The 17,690-nt window shown below is 57.8% G+C and carries 17 protein-coding genes; 9 read left to right on the forward strand and 8 right to left on the reverse strand.

Annotated elements, in window-relative coordinates; all coding sequences use genetic code 11:
• Nucleotides 1-140: 140 nt before the first annotated feature.
• The 7 genes from AZE99_RS14670 to thiS form a co-directional block, all read right to left on the reverse strand.
• Complete coding sequence (locus AZE99_RS14670) at nt 141-599, reverse strand: MaoC family dehydratase (protein ID WP_067202666.1); 459 nt, start codon at nt 597-599, stop codon at nt 141-143.
• 25 nt (nt 600-624) lie between these two features.
• A complete protein-coding gene (locus AZE99_RS14675; protein WP_067202669.1) occupies nt 625-1,539 on the reverse strand; it encodes an SDR family NAD(P)-dependent oxidoreductase in 915 nt (304 codons plus the stop codon).
• A 76-nt stretch (nt 1,540-1,615) separates the two neighbouring features.
• A complete protein-coding gene (locus AZE99_RS14680; RefSeq protein ID WP_231862635.1) occupies nt 1,616-3,157 on the reverse strand; it encodes a WS/DGAT/MGAT family O-acyltransferase in 1,542 nt (513 codons plus the stop codon).
• Nucleotides 3,158-3,391: 234 nt separating this feature from the next.
• Entirely contained in the window at nt 3,392-3,889 is a 498-nt protein-coding gene (locus tag AZE99_RS14685) for an EAL domain-containing protein (protein WP_067202671.1), read from the reverse strand.
• A 101-nt stretch (nt 3,890-3,990) separates the two neighbouring features.
• A complete protein-coding gene (sciP, locus tag AZE99_RS14690; protein ID WP_067202674.1) occupies nt 3,991-4,341 on the reverse strand; it encodes a CtrA inhibitor SciP in 351 nt (116 codons plus the stop codon).
• 375 nt (nt 4,342-4,716) lie between these two features.
• Nucleotides 4,717-5,070, reverse strand: coding sequence for a UrcA family protein (locus tag AZE99_RS14695; protein ID WP_067202676.1), 354 nt, complete (start codon nt 5,068-5,070; stop codon nt 4,717-4,719).
• Nucleotides 5,071-5,396: 326 nt separating this feature from the next.
• On the reverse strand, nt 5,397-6,377 hold the full coding sequence (thiS, locus tag AZE99_RS14700) for a sulfur carrier protein ThiS (RefSeq protein WP_082788520.1): 981 nt from the start codon (nt 6,375-6,377) through the stop codon (nt 5,397-5,399).
• Nucleotides 6,378-6,476: 99 nt separating this feature from the next.
• Between thiS and aroQ the strand changes: the two genes are divergently transcribed.
• The 4 genes from aroQ to AZE99_RS14720 all read left to right on the forward strand — a co-directional run bounded on the left by aroQ (nt 6,477) and on the right by AZE99_RS14720 (nt 10,064).
• Nucleotides 6,477-6,914: a type II 3-dehydroquinate dehydratase gene (aroQ, locus tag AZE99_RS14705; RefSeq protein WP_082788521.1), complete on the forward strand. Its 438-nt coding sequence runs from the start codon at nt 6,477-6,479 to the stop codon at nt 6,912-6,914.
• A 20-nt stretch (nt 6,915-6,934) separates the two neighbouring features.
• Nucleotides 6,935-7,408, forward strand: a complete 474-nt coding sequence (gene accB, locus AZE99_RS14710) for an acetyl-CoA carboxylase biotin carboxyl carrier protein (RefSeq protein ID WP_067202678.1) — start codon at nt 6,935-6,937, stop codon at nt 7,406-7,408.
• 10 nt (nt 7,409-7,418) lie between these two features.
• Nucleotides 7,419-8,774, forward strand: coding sequence for an acetyl-CoA carboxylase biotin carboxylase subunit (gene accC, locus AZE99_RS14715; protein ID WP_067202680.1), 1,356 nt, complete (start codon nt 7,419-7,421; stop codon nt 8,772-8,774).
• Nucleotides 8,775-9,062: 288 nt separating this feature from the next.
• Complete coding sequence (locus AZE99_RS14720; RefSeq protein WP_067202682.1) at nt 9,063-10,064, forward strand: RcnB family protein; 1,002 nt, start codon at nt 9,063-9,065, stop codon at nt 10,062-10,064.
• An 85-nt stretch (nt 10,065-10,149) separates the two neighbouring features.
• On the opposite strand, the gene AZE99_RS14725 is transcribed toward AZE99_RS14720, so the two are convergent.
• Entirely contained in the window at nt 10,150-10,776 is a 627-nt protein-coding gene (locus AZE99_RS14725) for a YceI family protein (RefSeq protein WP_067202685.1), read from the reverse strand.
• Nucleotides 10,777-10,996: 220 nt separating this feature from the next.
• On the opposite strand from AZE99_RS14725, the gene AZE99_RS14730 reads away from it, so the two are divergent.
• The 5 genes from AZE99_RS14730 to AZE99_RS14750 all read left to right on the forward strand — a co-directional run bounded on the left by AZE99_RS14730 (nt 10,997) and on the right by AZE99_RS14750 (nt 17,682).
• Nucleotides 10,997-12,277, forward strand: a complete 1,281-nt coding sequence (locus AZE99_RS14730; protein ID WP_067202687.1) for a metal-dependent hydrolase family protein — start codon at nt 10,997-10,999, stop codon at nt 12,275-12,277.
• 9 nt (nt 12,278-12,286) lie between these two features.
• Entirely contained in the window at nt 12,287-12,979 is a 693-nt protein-coding gene (locus tag AZE99_RS14735) for a prolyl hydroxylase family protein (RefSeq protein ID WP_082788405.1), read from the forward strand.
• 133 nt (nt 12,980-13,112) lie between these two features.
• Nucleotides 13,113-14,945, forward strand: coding sequence for a DUF885 domain-containing protein (locus AZE99_RS14740; protein WP_067202689.1), 1,833 nt, complete (start codon nt 13,113-13,115; stop codon nt 14,943-14,945).
• A gap of 409 nt (nt 14,946-15,354) precedes the next feature.
• Nucleotides 15,355-16,512, forward strand: coding sequence for an acetylornithine deacetylase (gene argE, locus AZE99_RS14745; RefSeq protein WP_067202692.1), 1,158 nt, complete (start codon nt 15,355-15,357; stop codon nt 16,510-16,512).
• Nucleotides 16,513-16,614: 102 nt separating this feature from the next.
• Nucleotides 16,615-17,682 (forward strand): fatty acid desaturase family protein, encoded by a 1,068-nt coding sequence (locus AZE99_RS14750; RefSeq protein ID WP_067202695.1) that lies wholly within the window; start codon nt 16,615-16,617, stop codon nt 17,680-17,682.
• Nucleotides 17,683-17,690 lie beyond the last annotated feature (8 nt).

The following is a 17,690-nucleotide window of genomic DNA, read 5'->3' on the forward strand; positions in this document are numbered from 1 at the left end:
ATCGGATCAGTGGCGCCGACCATATCTTCCGGCACAAAATGGGATGTCCGTTCCTGCGTTCACGACAGACCGCAACAATCGCAAAAAAAGGGCCCCGGAAACGGTCCGGAGCCCCTTCATTCAAAATCAGATTCTTCGGCTTAGCCGACCACGATCATCACCAGTGATGTCGCGATCAGGGCCGGCGTCTCGATACCGTCAATCTCGACAACAACATTGTACGTCAGCAACCAGCGACCCGGCTGCTTTTCGACCGCATCAACCAATGTATGGCGTCCGCGAACCTTTGATCCGGCGCGTACCGGGTTGAGGAAGCGGACCTTGTCGAAGCCATAGTTGATACCCATCACCGTGCCTTCGAGGCCCAGGGTCGTGCCGGCCGACAGTTTCGGCAGCAAGGAGAGCGTCAGCAGACCATGAGCGATGGTACCGCCAAAGGGTGTGGCCTTGGCTTTTTCCTCATCAATGTGGATGAACTGATGATCCTCGGTGCAGTCGGCAAATGTGTTGATCCGGTCCTGACCGACTTCAACCCAGTCGGACACGCCGACTTCCTTGCCCTTCCAGGATTCCAGTTCGCTTGGTTTGATAGTTGGCATATTATTTCTCCTGTTCGCGGGTCTTTTAGCCCTTCATGACTTCCTGCATCCGGCGGAAGAATTTGCCGCCCTGACCGCCGCCATTGGCATATTCCTGCATCCCGGTTTCGTCGAGAATCTGGTCGATATTTTCGGCGATTCCTTCAGCGTTGCGCTGGTCTTCAGGCAACCAGATGCCTTCGGTTTCAAAAATTTTCGCCGCAGCAAAACCGCCGGCACCCGCTGTCAAGATGGTCTTCGACGGCGCGCCATCGCTGCACAGATAGACCACCGCCGGTGTCACGGCTTCCGGAACCAGCAATTTCAGCGCTTCTTCCGGCATGATGTCTTCGGTCATGCGGGTCGCGGCGACGGGCGAAATACAGTTGGTGTGAATGCCCTTGCCCGCGCCTTCCTGGTGCAGGCTGTTCATCATGCCGACCAGCGCCAGCTTGGCAGCGCCGTAATTGACCTGACCGAAATTGCCGTAGAGGCCGGTGGAAGAGGTCGTCATCACGATCCGGCCATATTGGCGTTCGCGCATATGGTCCCAGACCGCCTTGGTGCAGTTGGCGCTGCCGGTGAGATGGACATCCATGACAAACTGGAAATCTTCCATGGTCATCTTGTGGAAGCTCTTGTCGCGCAGCACGCCCGCGTTGTTCACAAGAATGTCGACATGGCCCCATTTGGCAATCGCGTCGGCGACCATTTTTTCGACCGCTGGCATGTCGGTGACGCTGCAGCCCGCTGCCATGGCTTCGCCGCCCTCGGCTTCGATTTCGGCAACCACTTGCTCGGCAACCGTAGCCGACCCGCCGGTGCCATCGCGTGCACCGCCAAAATCATTGACGACAACCTTCACGCCGCGCCGCGCCAGTTCCTTGGCATGTTCGCGGCCAAGACCAGCACCGGCCCCGGTGACGATGGCAACGCGGTCATTAAATTCTACTTTGCTCATGGAGAGTCCTTCTTTAATTGAACGATTAACGGAAGCGAATGCGCAATCAGGACCGGCGAGTCAAGCGGCAAGGCGGCTATTTTGAGGTCGATTTCATCCGGGCCCTGCCGGCCGTAGCGGCAGAGGATGCAACCCGCTTTTTCGGTTTTTTCGGTTGCTTGCTCTTCTTGGCCTTGGCCTTTTTCGCAGCCGAGGCTTTTTCCTTGGACGCCGCCCCCATCAGGTCGGCAAAGCTCCGGGAAATGCAGGTTGCGTAAAATTCCGGATCGGGCATGATATTGCGATCCGCCAGGAAGGTCAGGATGACGTTGCCGTTATAGCTGGTCACAACATGGAACAGCCCCTGCCCTTCGGCCAATATTCCCATACCAAAGCTTTTGACCAGCTTGGCCCCGGCAAAATACATGGGAACCATCGGTCCCGGAACATTGGTGACAACCGTATTCACCGCCGGATTGAGCCGTTCGACCAGACCGGCGCGAACCATCATCTTGGTGCCCGCCGCGGTCAGACCGGCCGGCATCGCGCCGGACAATTCCATCAGCGTCTTCGCACCCAGTGCCTGAGTCATGGCCTTGGACCGCCGGGTTTCCTCCATGATGAATTTCAGCCGCTCGCCCGCATCTGCGAGATGGGTACCAACGCCGACCTGCATCATCGTCACCTGATTGCCGGCGGCGTCCTTGTCATCATCGGTCCGGACGGACACCGGCGCGCCGATTTTCAGCGTCTTGTCCGGAAGATCATCCTTGGCTTTCAGATATCCGCGCATCGATCCGCTGACCACCGCGATCATCACGTCGTTGACCGTCGCGCCGGGAAAGGCTTCGCGGATCGTCTTGATGTCGGACAGGGAAAATTCACGCCCGTCAAAGACCCGGTGCGGACTCAGCTTCTTGTTGAAGCGCGTCTTGGGGATGCCTCCCTTTGCGTCATCACGCTGCCGATATTCGCGCTGCACGTCGAACAATCGCTTTGGCATCGGAATCAGCTTTTGCAGATTCTGCAAACCCCGCACCGGATTGGCGATATTGTTGAATTGCGCCTTGGCGAGCAAGGCAATCGGATTGGGATCCTTTTCCGGTTCGAACTGCATGTCGAACGTCCGCGGCTTCATCTCGGCGTCGAGATCGTGCAAGGCCAGAGTCATTTGCAGCCCGGACTGGCCGTCGATCGCGGCATGGTGCATCTTGTGCAGGACCGCAAAGCTGCCCTTGGGTACGCCCTCGACATTGTCCAGCCCTTCGATCACCGTATATTCCCAGAGCGGCTTGTTCATATCCATCGGCCGGGCGTAGATGCGCGCTGCCTGGATACACAATTGCCGCCAGTCACCGGGCTTGGGCAGGGCAATATGGCGGACGTGAAACTCGAGATCGAAATTGGCGTCGTCGACCCAATAGGGATGATCGAGATCAAGCGGCACCCGCACCAGCTTCTGCCGGAAAATCCGCGCCCCATCGAGGCGGCCTTCGATATAACGCAATATATCCTTGAACCCGACCTTGCCACCGGGCGCAGTGGACGGATCATAAATCAGCAATTGCCCGATATGCATCGGCGTGTTCGCGGTTTCGGTATAGGCAAACATCGCATCCAGTGCGCTTAGCTGTTTCATCGCAATTCCCTCAAGAGGTCCTGTTGGCTCTCAACATAATTGAAATTTGCCCAATAAGCGAATCAGTTAAGCATCGCGCACGCAGGGCAGCAACCGGCGGTTCCGGGATTGCCCCACGCCGGTCCGGTTTTATCAACAATATCCCAATAATATGGCTTAGACCTGCTGGCGCTTGCTATTGCAGCCTAAGCGCACAGGCCCTGCGCAGCACTTGAATCACCGCGCCATTTGCGATCAAAAACCGCGCCAGTGCTTGACCAGATATTGCGGTGGCATGGCGCGGCCCCAGTAAAATCCCTGTCCCTGATCGGCGCCAAGCAGACGTGCTTTTTCCAGATGCAAGGACGTCTCGATCCCCTCGACCACAGTCTTGGCACCCCGCATATGACAAAAATCAATGATCGAACCCAGCACCGTGATCGGCACGCGATCATTGCAAAAGGCCCAGAATATTTCCTTGTCCAATTTCAGTTCGGCAAAGGGAATTTCTGCGATCCGGTCGAGATTGCTGTGGCCGGTGCCATAATCATCGATCGACACGGTAAGGCCATAGCGGCCGAGCATCTGGCAAATTTCTGCTACGACCTTGATGTTGGCGACCCGGTTCTCCTCGGTAATCTCCATGATAACCAAGCCGCGCAAATTCCGGGACTTTTGCAACCGGGCAAAAAGCGCATCGACAAATTCACTTTGCGTTAGCAATATCGCGCTGCAATTGAAGGATACAGGCACGGTTTTGCGCGCTGCTCAAGGTCGTCCTGTAAAAAACGCGTAAACGCGCTTTCTTCGTCAATGACGAGGACCCGTTTTTTTGGCATGACGAGGGCTTTCGATTAATGAAGATCCGAACGCGTATCTTCAGGCAATTGCAACCCTGTCCGCTCGAGCTTTTCCTGCCTTGCCCGATCCTCAGTACGATATTTGGATAAATAGCTTATTCGCAACCCGGCCAGTCCAGACTTATCAATGGATTCTTGCCATGATAGAAATTCTTCAAACAAGAGATCATAGCGGTCGCATGCTTCCTCAAGGCTCAGCAAACCCCCATTTACAGCGGCGACGACTTCGGCTTTGCGCCTGATCACCCATCTGGTAGTGGTATTTTTCGGCAAGTCCTTGAGGCTCAGCGCCTCACCGAAAGGTCCGATAACTTTCTCCGGTTTTCTTTGCCGACCAATTTCCATATAATCTCCTACACATAGCGGCTTTACCGCTGATGCAACGTGCATAAGGAGCAACCGGAAAGTTGCTCCCCGTTACAATCATTTACATATGAGGCTCGAAATATTAACATTGGCTTTGAATATATGGTTAATATGCTAGAAATACTTGCACTATAAATAGACTATTACTATAAATTAATCACTTTCTTCTTCTATATTGTATTTGGAATTTATTTTTAAACAATACATGAAATATCGTTTTCATTACTTGTTTAAAAATCAGAGCGGATTCATCCAAAAAATAACCCCGGTGTAAGGGACACCGAGGTTTTCGAAAGGCTGGTTCGGCCAAAGTGCGGCCGCTTATTGGGGGTTTGCGGCTCTTGGAATCGTGCTTTAGTTGCTGATCACCATCGCAGTTTTTACGGGCGCGCCCGATTTTGCCGCAGCCATGATCGTCACGCTGGCACGCTGGGCCGAGGCATTTGCCTCATTCATGCAGACGCTGTGATCCTGCATATCGACCAGGCTTTTGGCATCATAGCTTCCACAAACCTTGCGAACGGCACCTTTCAGGCGGCCCTGCAGAGTTGATTGACCATCTTCGCTATTCAGATCGAGATCGGCATAGTCGACGACGGCTGTACGCACGACCCGGCTCTGGGCACTGGCGCTGGCGGAAAATCCAGTTGCGGTCACGGCGATCGCAGCAGCAGCACAAAGGGTTTTGGTAAAAATTGAATTCGACATTTTTTCACTCCTCAAAATATTCTTGGGGCGATGCCGGAATTGGGGGGACCAGCACTACCCGTTAGGGGGTGAGGTCGGGAGCGGAATATCCATCGGGCCGGGGAAGGGCTGTCTGGAGAGACGTAGGGTTATGCTCCCGCCTCGCATTCCTAGGTAGCTGAGTGATGCCGGACGAGCATCCCGCGTTCGATAAACCGCCATTTTGATCGGCAAACGGCAGCGAGCTTCGACCAACGACAATTGCTGATCGACGAATCTAACATCATGTAACTTTTGTTACGAATCAACTGGTTACAGATGACACCATATCATGCTGTATTAGAGTACTAAATCAGCCCGGACAGCGGACTCGAGGGGTCCGCGTACATCCGGCGCCCCATCCGGCCCGACAAATAAGCCTCCCTCCCGGCCTCGACCGCAAGCCTCATTGCCCGCGCCATCCGCACCGGCTCTCTGGCCTCGGCAATGGCAGTGTTCATCAGCACACCGTCACAGCCGAGCTCCATCGCGACCGCCGCGTCGCTTGCGGTTCCGACGCCGGCATCGACCAGTACCGGCACATTGGCGCCTTCGACGATCAGCCGGATCGTTACCCGGTTCTGTATACCAAGCCCGGAACCGATCGGCGCGCCCAACGGCATGATCGCGACGGCACCAGCATCTTCCAGTTGCTTCGCCCCGATCGGATCATCGACACAATAGACCATCGGCTTGAACCCTTCCTTGGCCAGCACCTCGGTCGCCTCGAGCGTTTCGCGCATATTGGGATATAATGTCTTCGCCTCACCGAGCACTTCCAGCTTGACCAGGTCCCAGCCACCGGCCTCGCGCGCCAGCCGCAGCGTCCGGATTGCGTCCTCGGCGTTAAAACAGCCGGCGGTGTTCGGAAGATAGGTGATTTTCTTCGGATCAATATAGTCCATCAGCACCGGCTGGTTGCGGTCCATGACATTGACGCGCCGGACGGCCACGGTAACAATCTCCGCGCCGGATGCTTCGACGGCTGCGGCATTTTCGGCGAAGTCCTTATATTTGCCGGTACCGACGATCAGGCGCGACTTGAATGTCCGCCCCGCCACCGTCCAGCTGTCGTCACCGGAACCGCCGCCTACGAAATGGACGATTTCCAGTTCATCGCCCTGCTCGACCATGACATCTTCGAGAATCGACCGCGTGACAATTTCGCGATTGCGCTCGACCGCCACCTTGGCCGGATCAAGGTCGAGCGAACGCACCAGATCGGCAATCGAGCAACCCGCAGCAATCTTGTGGTCATCGCCGTTCAACCGGATCTGAATTTCAGCCATTTCGGTAACTTTCATGTCTTTGATCTCGCTTTTCAAAAACGAGCCATATAAAGAGGTCGCTCCAGTCGCAACCAAAAGCCTGTGGGAAGGACCAATATCTTGGCGGCCAAGACCATCTTTGTATTGAACGGACCCAATCTCAACCTGCTCGGCATGCGCGAACCGGAAATCTACGGTTCGGAAACGCTCGACGAGATAGCAGGGCAGATTGAGGACCATGCACAGACGCTGGGCTTTGCCGTCGATATTCGCCAGAGCAACCATGAAGGCCATCTGGTCGACTGGCTGCATGAAGCTTCGGCCGAAGACGCGCATGCCGTGATCCTCAACGCCGGCGCGCTGACCCATACATCCGTTTCACTGTTCGATGCGATCAAGGCGATTTCCACGCCGGTCATCGAGGTGCATCTTTCCAATCCCGCCGCGCGCGAGGAATTTCGCCACAAGAGTTTCATCGCACCGGTTGCAAAAGGAAGCATTTGCGGCTTTGGTGCTTTCGGCTATCAGCTGGCGCTGGACGCGGCGAGCAAATTTTAACCACTGCATAGGGACACAATATGTCTGCAAAAAAAGAAACGGGCGAAGGCATGAATGTTGACATCAAGCTGGTCCGTGATCTGGCCGCCATTCTGGAAAAGGCCGGCCTGACCGAGATTGAAGTCGAGGATGGTGACCGCAAGATCAAGGTTGCGCGCGGCGGTGGGACATATGTCTCCGCTCCTGTCGCCATGGCCCCTGCAGCTGCCCCCGCCGCAGCCGCCCCGGTTGCAGAAGCTGCTGCCCCAGCGGACGATCACGCTGGCGCACAAAAATCACCGATGGTTGGCACCGCATATCTGGCTGCCGAACCCGGTGCAGCCAATTTTATCAGCATCGGCGACAAGGTTGCCGTAGGCGACACCTTGCTGATAGTCGAAGCAATGAAGGTGATGAACCCGATTACCTCCGAAAAAGCCGGCACGGTAAAGGCAATCCTGGTAGAAAATGGCCAGCCCATAGAATTTGACCAGCCTCTGGTCGTGATCGCTTGAGGCTCGCAGCGTGACCATTGAAAAAATCCTGATTGCCAATCGCGGGGAAATCGCTCTGCGGATACTTCGCGCGGCGAAAGAACTCGGCATCGAAACCGTTGCCGTCCACAGTACCGCCGATGCCGACGCGATGCATGTGCGGCTTGCTGATCAGGCGGTCTGCATTGGTCCGCCGCCAGCAGCCGACAGCTATCTTTCGATCCCGGCGATCATTTCCGCTGCCGAGATCAGCGGTGCGGATGCGATCCACCCGGGCTACGGCTTCCTCTCCGAAAACGCGCATTTTGCCGAAGTCGTCGAGGCGCATGGCATCAAGTGGATCGGCCCCAAGCCGGAACATATTAAAATCATGGGCGACAAGGTTGCCGCCAAGAAGACGGCCGGCGATCTGGGCATCCCGCTCGTCCCCGGTTCCGATGGTGCGGTCAGCGAGATCGAAGAAGCCAAGCAGGTTGCCAGGCAGGTCGGCTATCCGGTGATCATCAAGGCGGCATCCGGCGGCGGTGGTCGCGGCATGAAAGTGGTCAACAGCGAGACCGAGCTGGAAACCCAGATGAAACAGGCTGGCACGGAAGCCAAGGCGGCCTTTGGTGACGCGACGGTCTATATCGAGAAATATCTCGGCGATCCGCGCCATATCGAATTTCAGGTGTTTGGCGACGGCCGCGGCAATGCCATCCATCTCGGCGAGCGCGACTGTTCGCTGCAGCGCCGTCACCAGAAAGTGCTCGAAGAAGCGCCTTCACCGGTGATCAGCGCCGAGCAGCGCGAGAAAATGGGCAAGGTCTGCGTCGACGCGATGAAGGGCATGTCCTATCGCGGCGCCGGCACCATCGAGTTTCTTTACGAGAACAATGAATTCTACTTCATCGAAATGAATACCCGCCTGCAGGTCGAGCATCCGGTCACCGAGATGATCACCGGTTTCGATCTGGTGCGCGAACAGATCCGCATCGCCGACGGCCGCGACCTTTCGGTCACGCAGGACGAACTGGAGTTCAAGGGCCACGCCATTGAATGCCGGATCAATGCGGAGAATCCGAAAACCTGGGCCCCCTCGCCCGGCAAGGTCACCAGCTATCACGCGCCCGGCGGCATGCATGTGCGCGTCGATAGCGGCCTCTATGCCGGCTATTCGATCCCGCCTTATTACGACAGCATGATCGCCAAGCTGATCGTCTATGGCCGCACCCGCGACGGCTGCATGATGCGACTCGCCCGCGCGCTCGACGAATTTGTCATCGAAGGCGTCCAGACCACGATCCCGCTCCACCAGAAACTCGTCTATGACGAGGAATTCCAGTCCGGCGAATATACGATCAAATGGCTGGAAGAATGGCTGGAGAAGGATAATCTGAAGGATTAGGCTTTTGCCTGTGCATGGGCGAAGGCCGCAGTCCATCTCCCGACCTCTGAGAATCACGAGCGTTACAATCGAACACCCTACTTGTGGAACGATGCCAAACTCAGGCTTTGCTTGCTGTATATTAGAGGGGTCCCCGCCTGCGCGGGCATGGCATGCACAGGAGTCTTGTTCAGGTTAACTCCACCTTTCCTGAATATAACAAGTCAGTTCAGGAGTCTGACAGGGTTAATAAACTATGACCTGTTGCACAGATGCGGCAAATGGAGTCGCCAGCAACAGGAGTAAGCCATGCGTATATTTTTAATCACCGGCCTGATGGCGGCCACTATGTTGACGCCCGCTGCGGCATCAGCCGCCGAAATCGCCCCGAATCTCAATAGCGCGCCGGGACTGGTTCAGATTGATCTCACCGGCACCGCCGCCTTGCAGCGCGATGGCCTGAGCGAACGCCGCGGCAACCGCGGTGAGCGCAGCAACAATCGCGGCAGTGGCCAGCGTCAGGCACAGCGGGCCGAAAATCGCAACAACCGGGGACAGGCGCAGGTAAATCCGCAGACCCGCGGTGATCGCGCCGAAACCCGGCAGAACCGTCGAGTGGACCGTTCTGATCGCGATTTCAGCAACAGAAATGCGCAGCGCCCCGCGCGTCAGGACCGCAACGTGAATCTCGCAACCGAGCGAAATCAGCGGGTGGACCGGCAACGCGATAGCAATCGCAGGGTGACGCAAAACCGGCAAGTTACCCAGCAACGCGCTGCTCGCCGCGGCGACAGCAACCGGGATGGCCGGGTAGACCGGCGTTTCGATCGTAACCGCGATGGCCGAATTGACCGGCGCTATGATCGCAACAATAATGGACGCGTCGATCGCCGGGTAGACCGTAACCGCGACGGACGGATTGACCGGCGCTATGATCGCAACGACAATGGCCGGGTCGATCGCCGTTATCGGGATAACCGCAATGCTGCGCGCAGCAGCCGCAACTGGAACCGCAGCTGGCGCAACGACCGGCGCTATGACTGGCAGCGCTACCGCCAGACCCACCGCAATCATTACCGCTTGGGGCGCTATTATTCCCCCTATCGGGATTATCGCTACCGCCGCCTGAATATCGGTATCTATCTGGGATCTGCCTTCTACGGCTCGCGCTACTGGATCAACAACCCGAGCTATTATCGCCTGCCTGCGGCTTATCCGGGAACACGCTGGGTCCGCTATTATGACGATGTCCTGCTGATCGACACGTACACAGGCGAAGTCATCGACGTGATCTACGACTTCTTCTGGTAATACCGGATAAGGAAAACAAGAAACCCGCTGCCTTGCGAAGGCGGCGGGTTTCTTGCAATACAATATTAAGCCGTGTTCCGCCTGATCAGTTCTTTTCAAAGGCGACGTGAATTTCCAGTTCGACGACATCCGACACCAACGGAATGGCCGTATCTATGCCAAAATCGCTGCGCTCGATCGTCGTGGTCGCGGAAAAGCCCAGAGTGAGCTTCTTGTTGTACGGATTATTCCCTGCACCGGTAAATTCGGCATCCAGCGTCACCGGTTTTGTGATGCCATTCAACGTCAGATTGCCGTCGATTTTTGCGCTGTTGCCGGATGCGCTGACGCTGGTCGATACGAAGCGCGCATCGCTGGGATCGGGGCCGAAGAAATCGGGCTTCGCGCCGTCCTTGCCCGCACGCAACAGGTGATCGGTCAGTCCGGCACTCGCAGTCGTCACCTTGCCAACCGGTATCGTCACATCGACGCTGGCTGCGGAAAGATCTGCCGGATCTATCGTCAAGGTCCCTGCCACATCGCCGAACAGTCCGATATAATCGCTAAAGCCGAAATGATTGACCTCCCACGCGATCAGCGAATGGGCAGGGTCGGCAGTATAGCTTCCGGCGACGACGCGGGTCGCATCCATTTGTCCCGGTACCTGGGGGGCAGACTGCGCAAGCAGGGGTGCCGTCGCGGCTAATGCAATTAGAGCAAGGGGGAGGCGCATGATATAATTCCTCAAAATGAAAGGGCCAGGGATACAATCAGTGAAATCATCGTTGAGCCAACGGCTTTTGTCAATTGGCGGCCCATCGAGTCCGCATCGGCTTTGGCTCTCTTGGTCTACAATGATGCCCCCGACAAAAAGTTGCTGACCATGTAACCCTTTCCTGTTGCAACTTGGCGAACGGCCAAGCAAAAGCGCATCAAAGAACAGGAGAAACTGGATGATACGCGCACTCGGGCTGACAATATCGACTCTGGCACTCGGAATGTTGCCGGCCGGGGCCATCGCCCAGGACCAGATCATCCGGGTCGGCAATCTGCTGACCGATGCCGCCTCATCGCTGAGCGGGCCAGCCACCATCATCGTCCGCGATGGGAAGATCGTCGAAATCCGGCGCGGATCGGATGCAGTGACCGATGCTGACGCCACCATCATCGATCTGAGCACCAAGACCGTGATGCCCGGCCTGATCGACCTGCACGTTCACCTGACCGGCGATCCCGGCGGCGATTTCTGGAAGGAAACCACCGAGCCGACCGAATGGGGCGTGGTCGTCGGTGCCAAAAATGCGCTGATTACGGCAAAAGCCGGCTTCACCACCGTGCGCGAGGCCGGCTCCTCGCAATATTCGGCCTTCTCGCTGCGCCGCGGTACCGCCGAGGGCATCATCCCCGGTCCCCGCATCATCGCCGCCGGACCGGCGCTGGCGATCGTCGGCGGCCATGGTGACGTGTCCGGCTTTACCGAGGATGTGAACGACCTGCTGACCAGCGGCTATAGCTGCACCGGTGCGGTTGAATGTGCGGAGAAAGTGCGCAAGGCAAGCCGCGCGGGCTCCGATATCATCAAGATTACCGCGACCGGCGGTGTCCTGTCGCAACAGGGTCGCGGACTGGACGCACAATTTACCAGCGAGGAAATGCAGTCCATCGCCGACACCGCCCATTCGCTCGGCCTGAAAGTCATGGCCCATGCCCACGGCGCGCGCGGCATCGAGGCAGCGGCGCGGGCCGGTATCGATACGATCGAGCACGGAACCTTCGCTGACGAAGCTGCGCTGAAAGTCATGAAAGCCGGCGGCACGGCGATGGTGCCGACGCTGATGGCATTCAAGGGAGTGAGCGAGCGGCTCGGCAAGGGCATTTATACACCAGTGGTCGAAGACAAGATCCGCATGACCATGGGCCGCGTCGGCAAGGCTGTCACCCAGGCAAAGCAAATGGGCGTGCCGATTGCCTTTGGCACCGACGCCGGTGTCTTTGACCATGGCCGCAATGCCGAGGAACTGCAGCTGATGGTCGATGCCGGCCTGACTCGGCGCGAAGCCATCGCCAGCGCCACCACTGTCGCGGCGAAAACGCTCGATATGGAGAATGAAATTGGCCGGATCGCGGTTGGCTATTCCGCCGATCTGATCGCCATCGACGGCAACCCGCTGGACGATGTCCGCACACTCGAAAAGGTCGACTGGGTGATGGTGCGCGGTCGCATCATCGACTAGGTTCCGGCCATGGCCAGGGTCTTTTCCAAAAAGCAGATTGAGCGTTATACCAGCCCCCGCCGGATGGCCGCGCTTGGCCAGCAGGTCACCGATACGCTCAACGCCCATCCCCGGGTGCAGTGGCTGGAAAGTCCGTTTGTGCAGCTCTACGTCTACCAGAATTTTCTCAGCGAGGCTGACTGCGACCTGCTGATCACGATGATCGACAGCAACAGCCAGCCTTCGACCCTCTACGAGGGTACGGAGCGCGAGGGCTATCGCACCAGCTACAGCTGCAATGTCGATCCCGCCGATCCCGATATCCGCCGCATCGACAAATCAATCTGCGACCTGATGGGCCTGCCGCAAACGCACAGCGAAATATTGCAAGGCCAGCGCTATCAACCGGGACAACAGTTCAAGGACCATCACGACTATTTTCACGAAAGCGAGAAATATTGGCAATATGAAGGCCCCAATGGTGGCCAGCGCAGCTGGACCGCCATGGCCTATCTCAACCAGCCGGAACAGGGCGGTGCCACTGCCTTCCCGCAATTGCAATATGAGGTCGAACCACGCCGCGGGATGCTGCTGATCTGGAACAATATGAAGCTCGACGGGACCCCCAATATCGACACGCTGCACGCAGGAAAGCCGGTCGAGCAAGGCACTAAATATATCATCACCAAATGGTTCCGGCTCAACCAGTGGCAGAAAGCCTGACCCCCGGAACGGCGCGTTCTCCGATCAACCGCCAACCGGTTTCGACCAACGACGTCACAGGTCCGGCGAAGTCGTTGCGAGCGATACTTTACCGTGTTAGCTGGGCATAACAGTTTTTGGATAGGAATAGAAAATGATCAAGAAATCGCTCGCCCTTCTTCTCGGCACCAGCCTGCTCGCCACCGGCAGCATCGCGATCGCCCAGCCGCTGGCCGTGACCAGCGCAGCAGCGATGGAACATCACGAAGAAGCGAAGATGACCGAGGGCCAGAAGATGAAGGCCCTGTTCGCCAAGAGCGATGAGGAAAATCTCAAGCGCAATCCGATCGGCGCGCTGTTCCGCGGTGACGAACGCTATGCCGATCAGCTCGGCGACTATATTTCGGATGAATATTTCGCCAAGGAAAAAGCCGCCGAGACCGCAGAACTGGCGGCGCTGTTGAAGCTCGATCGCAGCAAGCTGAGCGCCACCGACAAAATCGCTTATGACGTTTTCAAGCGCGACAAGGAGCAGGCGCTCAAGGGCTATTCCGACGAAATCATGGCCCTCACCGTCGTCCGTCCGGTCAATCATTTCAGCGGCTTTCACACATTCTATCCCAATTTTGCTTCCGGCAAGGGCGGCGCGCCGTTCAAGACGGTGAAAAATTACGAAGATAATCTGAAGCGCCACAAGCAGTTCATCACCATCGGTGACCGTTCGATCGGCCGTTTCCGCGAAGGCATGGAAAGCGGCGTCGTCGAGACCAAGCTGACGATCACCAATGTCATCGAACAGCTCGCCACCCAGATCGGCCTCGGTCTGGAAAACAGCCCGTTCATGGCCCCAACCAAGAATTTCCCCGAGGATTTCAGCGACGCCGACAAAAAGCGCCTGACCAAGGAATATGCTGCGGCGACCACCGATATTTTTGCCGGCTATCAGCGGATGCATGATTTCCTGAAAGACGAATATCTCGCCGTAGCGCGCGACGAAGTCGGCCTGTCGGGCATGAAGGGCGGCGCGCTTCTCTACGAGAATATGATCGAAAATACGACCACCCTGCCGCTCAAGGCCGACTATATCCACAATCTCGGCCTCAGCGAAGTCACCCGGATCAAGACCGAAATGGAAGCGATCAAGGCCGAGGTTGGCTTTGACGGCACCTTGTCCGAATTTTTCGAATTTCTGCGCACCGACGAACAATTCCACCCCGAATCCCGCGAAGCGCTGACCCAGGCCTATTATGACATGGGCAAGACGGTCGACGCGAAAATTGGCGAGCAGTTCAAGGTGCTGCCGAAATCGCCGCTGGAAATTCGTCCCTATGAAGAATCGATCGAGAAATTCCAGGCTGGCGGTTCCTATCAGAGCGGCACGCCCGACGGCTCGCGTGCCGGCGTCTTCTATTTCAACGCCTATGACCTGCCGTCGCGCAATACCTCGGGCATCACCACCCTCTATCTGCACGAAGGCGCGCCAGGCCATCACTTCCAGATTTCCCTCGCTCAGGAAAATACCGACCTGCCGAACTTCATGCGCTTTGGTGGCAACACCGCCTTTGTCGAAGGCTGGGCGCTCTATGCAGAGAAGCTGGGCTTCCCGATGGACCTCTATAACGATCCCTATCAGCGCTTCGGCCATCTCGACGACGAAATGCTCCGCGCAATGCGTCTGGTCGTCGACACCGGCCTGCACAGCAAGGGCTGGACCCGCGAACAGGCGATCAAATATATGCTCGACAACAGCAGCATGGGCGAAACCGATGCCACCGCCGAAGTCGAACGCTATATCGCTATCCCCTCGCAGGCTTTGGCCTACAAGATCGGCGCGCTGACCATCCAGCGTCTGAAGAAAGAAGCCCAGGATACGCTCGGCGACAAGTTCGACCCGCGCGAATTCCACGATCAGGTACTCAACACCGGCGCGCTGCCGATGACCGTACTGGAAAGCAAGATCCGCGACTGGATCAAGTCGCAGGCGTAGATTTTTTGCTGCACCTTCTCCCGTGAGGGAGAAGGATACAAAGCCTTATCGCTTTAGCGATTAGGCGGCGTTGGATGAGGGCATTCTGCGTGCGAGATTGTACACCCTCATCCAGCTCCGACTAGCGAACAAGTTCGCAAGTCTGCACAACCTTCTCCCTCACGGGAGAAGGCCCCTCACCCTGTCATTGCGAGCGTAGCGAATAAGCCTCGCCAAATCCCACCCCCGCCCCCTCCCTTGAAAGGCAGGGGCTTGATAAATTTTCCTGTCCTACATCGCGCATAATATGATAGTCGTGCCCCATGGCAAATCCGAAATCCTCATCCAAAAAACCGCCAATTTACGCCAATTTGAGGCCAGTCCGCCTTTTTTCCTTTAACACTGTAAAGTTTGTAAAGTTCGGAGCCCCATGACCAACGCCCTTGTCCCCACCGCCCGCGATATTCTTGCCAGGTTGATCGCCTTCGACACCACGTCGCGGAACAGCAATTTGCAACTGATTGCATGGGTCGAGGATTATCTGGGCCAGCACGGCGTCACATCAACCCGGGTCGTCAATGACGATGCCTCCAAGGCCAATCTCTATGCGAGCGTTGGCCCTGCGGTCGAGGGCGGGATCATCTTGTCGGGCCATAGCGATGTCGTGCCAGTCGACGGGCAGGACTGGCAAAGCGATCCGTGGACGGTGACCGAGCGTGACGGGCTGCTGCACGGCCGCGGGACCTGCGACATGAAGGGGTTTATCGCGCTGGCGCTGGCCGCCGTGCCCCTGTTCAAAAATGGCGCGAAGCCGGTGCATCTGGCCTTCAGCTATGACGAGGAAATCGGCTGTCTCGGCGCGCCGGCGATGATCGACGATATGGCGGCGAAACTGCCGAAACCGGCGCTGGCGATTATCGGCGAGCCTACGATGATGAAGGTCATCACCGGGCACAAGGGGATCACGGTCCACGAAGTCGAGATATTGGGTCATGAAGCCCATAGCAGCCTGACCCATCTCGGTCTGTCCGCCAATATGGTCGCTGTGGAGCTGATGCATGATCTCGCGGAACTGGCCCGCAATCTGTGGGAGAATGCCGACCCGGCCTCTCCTTTCATCCCGCCGCACGCGACGCTGACCATCGGCAGGATGGAAGGCGGCACCGCCGCCAATATTCTCGCGCGCCGGGCCCATTTTGTCTTTGATCTGCGCTGCCCGCCGGGAGTCGATCCCGAGGTCATATTGGCCCCGTTCAAGACCAAAATAGCGGCTCTCGACGGTGAAATGCGCGGCGCCTTTCCCGAAGCAGGCGTCACCGTCACCCGCCTGTCCAACGCGCCGCCGATGACACCGGCCGGCTCCGCGGAAGCCGAAGCCTTTGTCCGCCGTCTGACCGGCGACAATGGCCCGTCGGGGGTGGTCTCTTATGCCGCCGAGGCCGGACAGTTCCAGCAGGCGGGCTTTGCCACCGTGATCTGCGGCCCCGGATCGATCGAACAGGCGCACCAGCCGAATGAATATCTGGCGCTCGAGCAATTTGCGCGCGGCGCGGATTTCATGGTCCGGCTGGCAGAAGCGCTGGCCTAGTGCGGGAATAATTGTCCGCACTTCGGGATAACGCTACGGCATCGCCAACATTTGTAAAATCCGCAGAAAACAGCTATATTGAAGGGAGAAAAGGATCGCATCATGCCCGCCGTAAAAGCCGCCAGACCCAATGACATATTCACCCGTGAACAGTGGAAGGCGCTGACCAGTGTTTCGCGCTGGCACGGCCTGTGGCTATCGCTCCACGCCTGGCTGATGGTGGCGCTGGTCACCGGTTGCACGGCGCTGCTCTGGCAATGGCACTGGCTGGCCGGGCTGGTCGCGACGCCGCTGGCGCTGGTGCTGGTTGGCGGACGGCAACTGGGCCTGTCGATCCTGATGCACGAAGGCGCGCACGGCCTGCTCCACCCGAAGCGCAAGACCAACAATTTCGTCGGCCAGTGGCTGACCGGCGCAGCGACCGGCAGCGACCTGCACAGCTATCGCGCCTATCATCTGACCCATCACCGCTTCACCCAGCAGAGTGAAGATCCCGATCTCGGCTTGTCCGCGGCTTTCCCGACCACGCCCGCCAGCATGAAGCGCAAGGTCATCCGCGACCTGACCGGACAGACATTTTTCAAGCAGCGCGGCAACCAGTTCGCAGTCGCGTGGAAGGGCCTGAAGGCTATGCTGTCGGGCACGAGTGACACCACCCCAGCGGCCAAGCGCGACACATCGGCGGGAACCCCGATGAACCGCAACGGCGCGGCGGGCGTGGCCGCTCCGGTGGTCGATCTCGACGGCGCCAAACGGACGACACGCACGGTGGGTCGCTTCCTGCTCATCCAGCTGGTGGTGCTGCTGGTCAGCCTAGCGACGCTCGGCATCATTCCCTTCCTGATCTGGCTGGTCGCGCTGGCAACCACCTTCCAGCTGATCCTGCGGATCCGCAATATCGCCGAACATGCCTGCACCACCACCGGCGGCGATGACCCGTTCAGCCACGCGCGCACCACAAAAGCCAATATGCTGATGCGGATGACGCTGGCGCCCTACTGGGTCAATTTTCACAGCGAGCATCATCTGTTCATGGGCGTGCCCTGCTATAATCTGCCCGAGGCACATGATCTGCTGATCGCCAAGGGCTATGGCCCGCGGATGACAATCGCCAACAGCTATGGCGAGGTCTTGCGGACGGTGACCCGGCCGGTTGCGGCCCAGGTCTAGCGGCAGGA

Source organism: Sphingorhabdus sp. M41 (assembly GCF_001586275.1).
Taxonomy (GTDB): domain Bacteria; phylum Pseudomonadota; class Alphaproteobacteria; order Sphingomonadales; family Sphingomonadaceae; genus Parasphingorhabdus.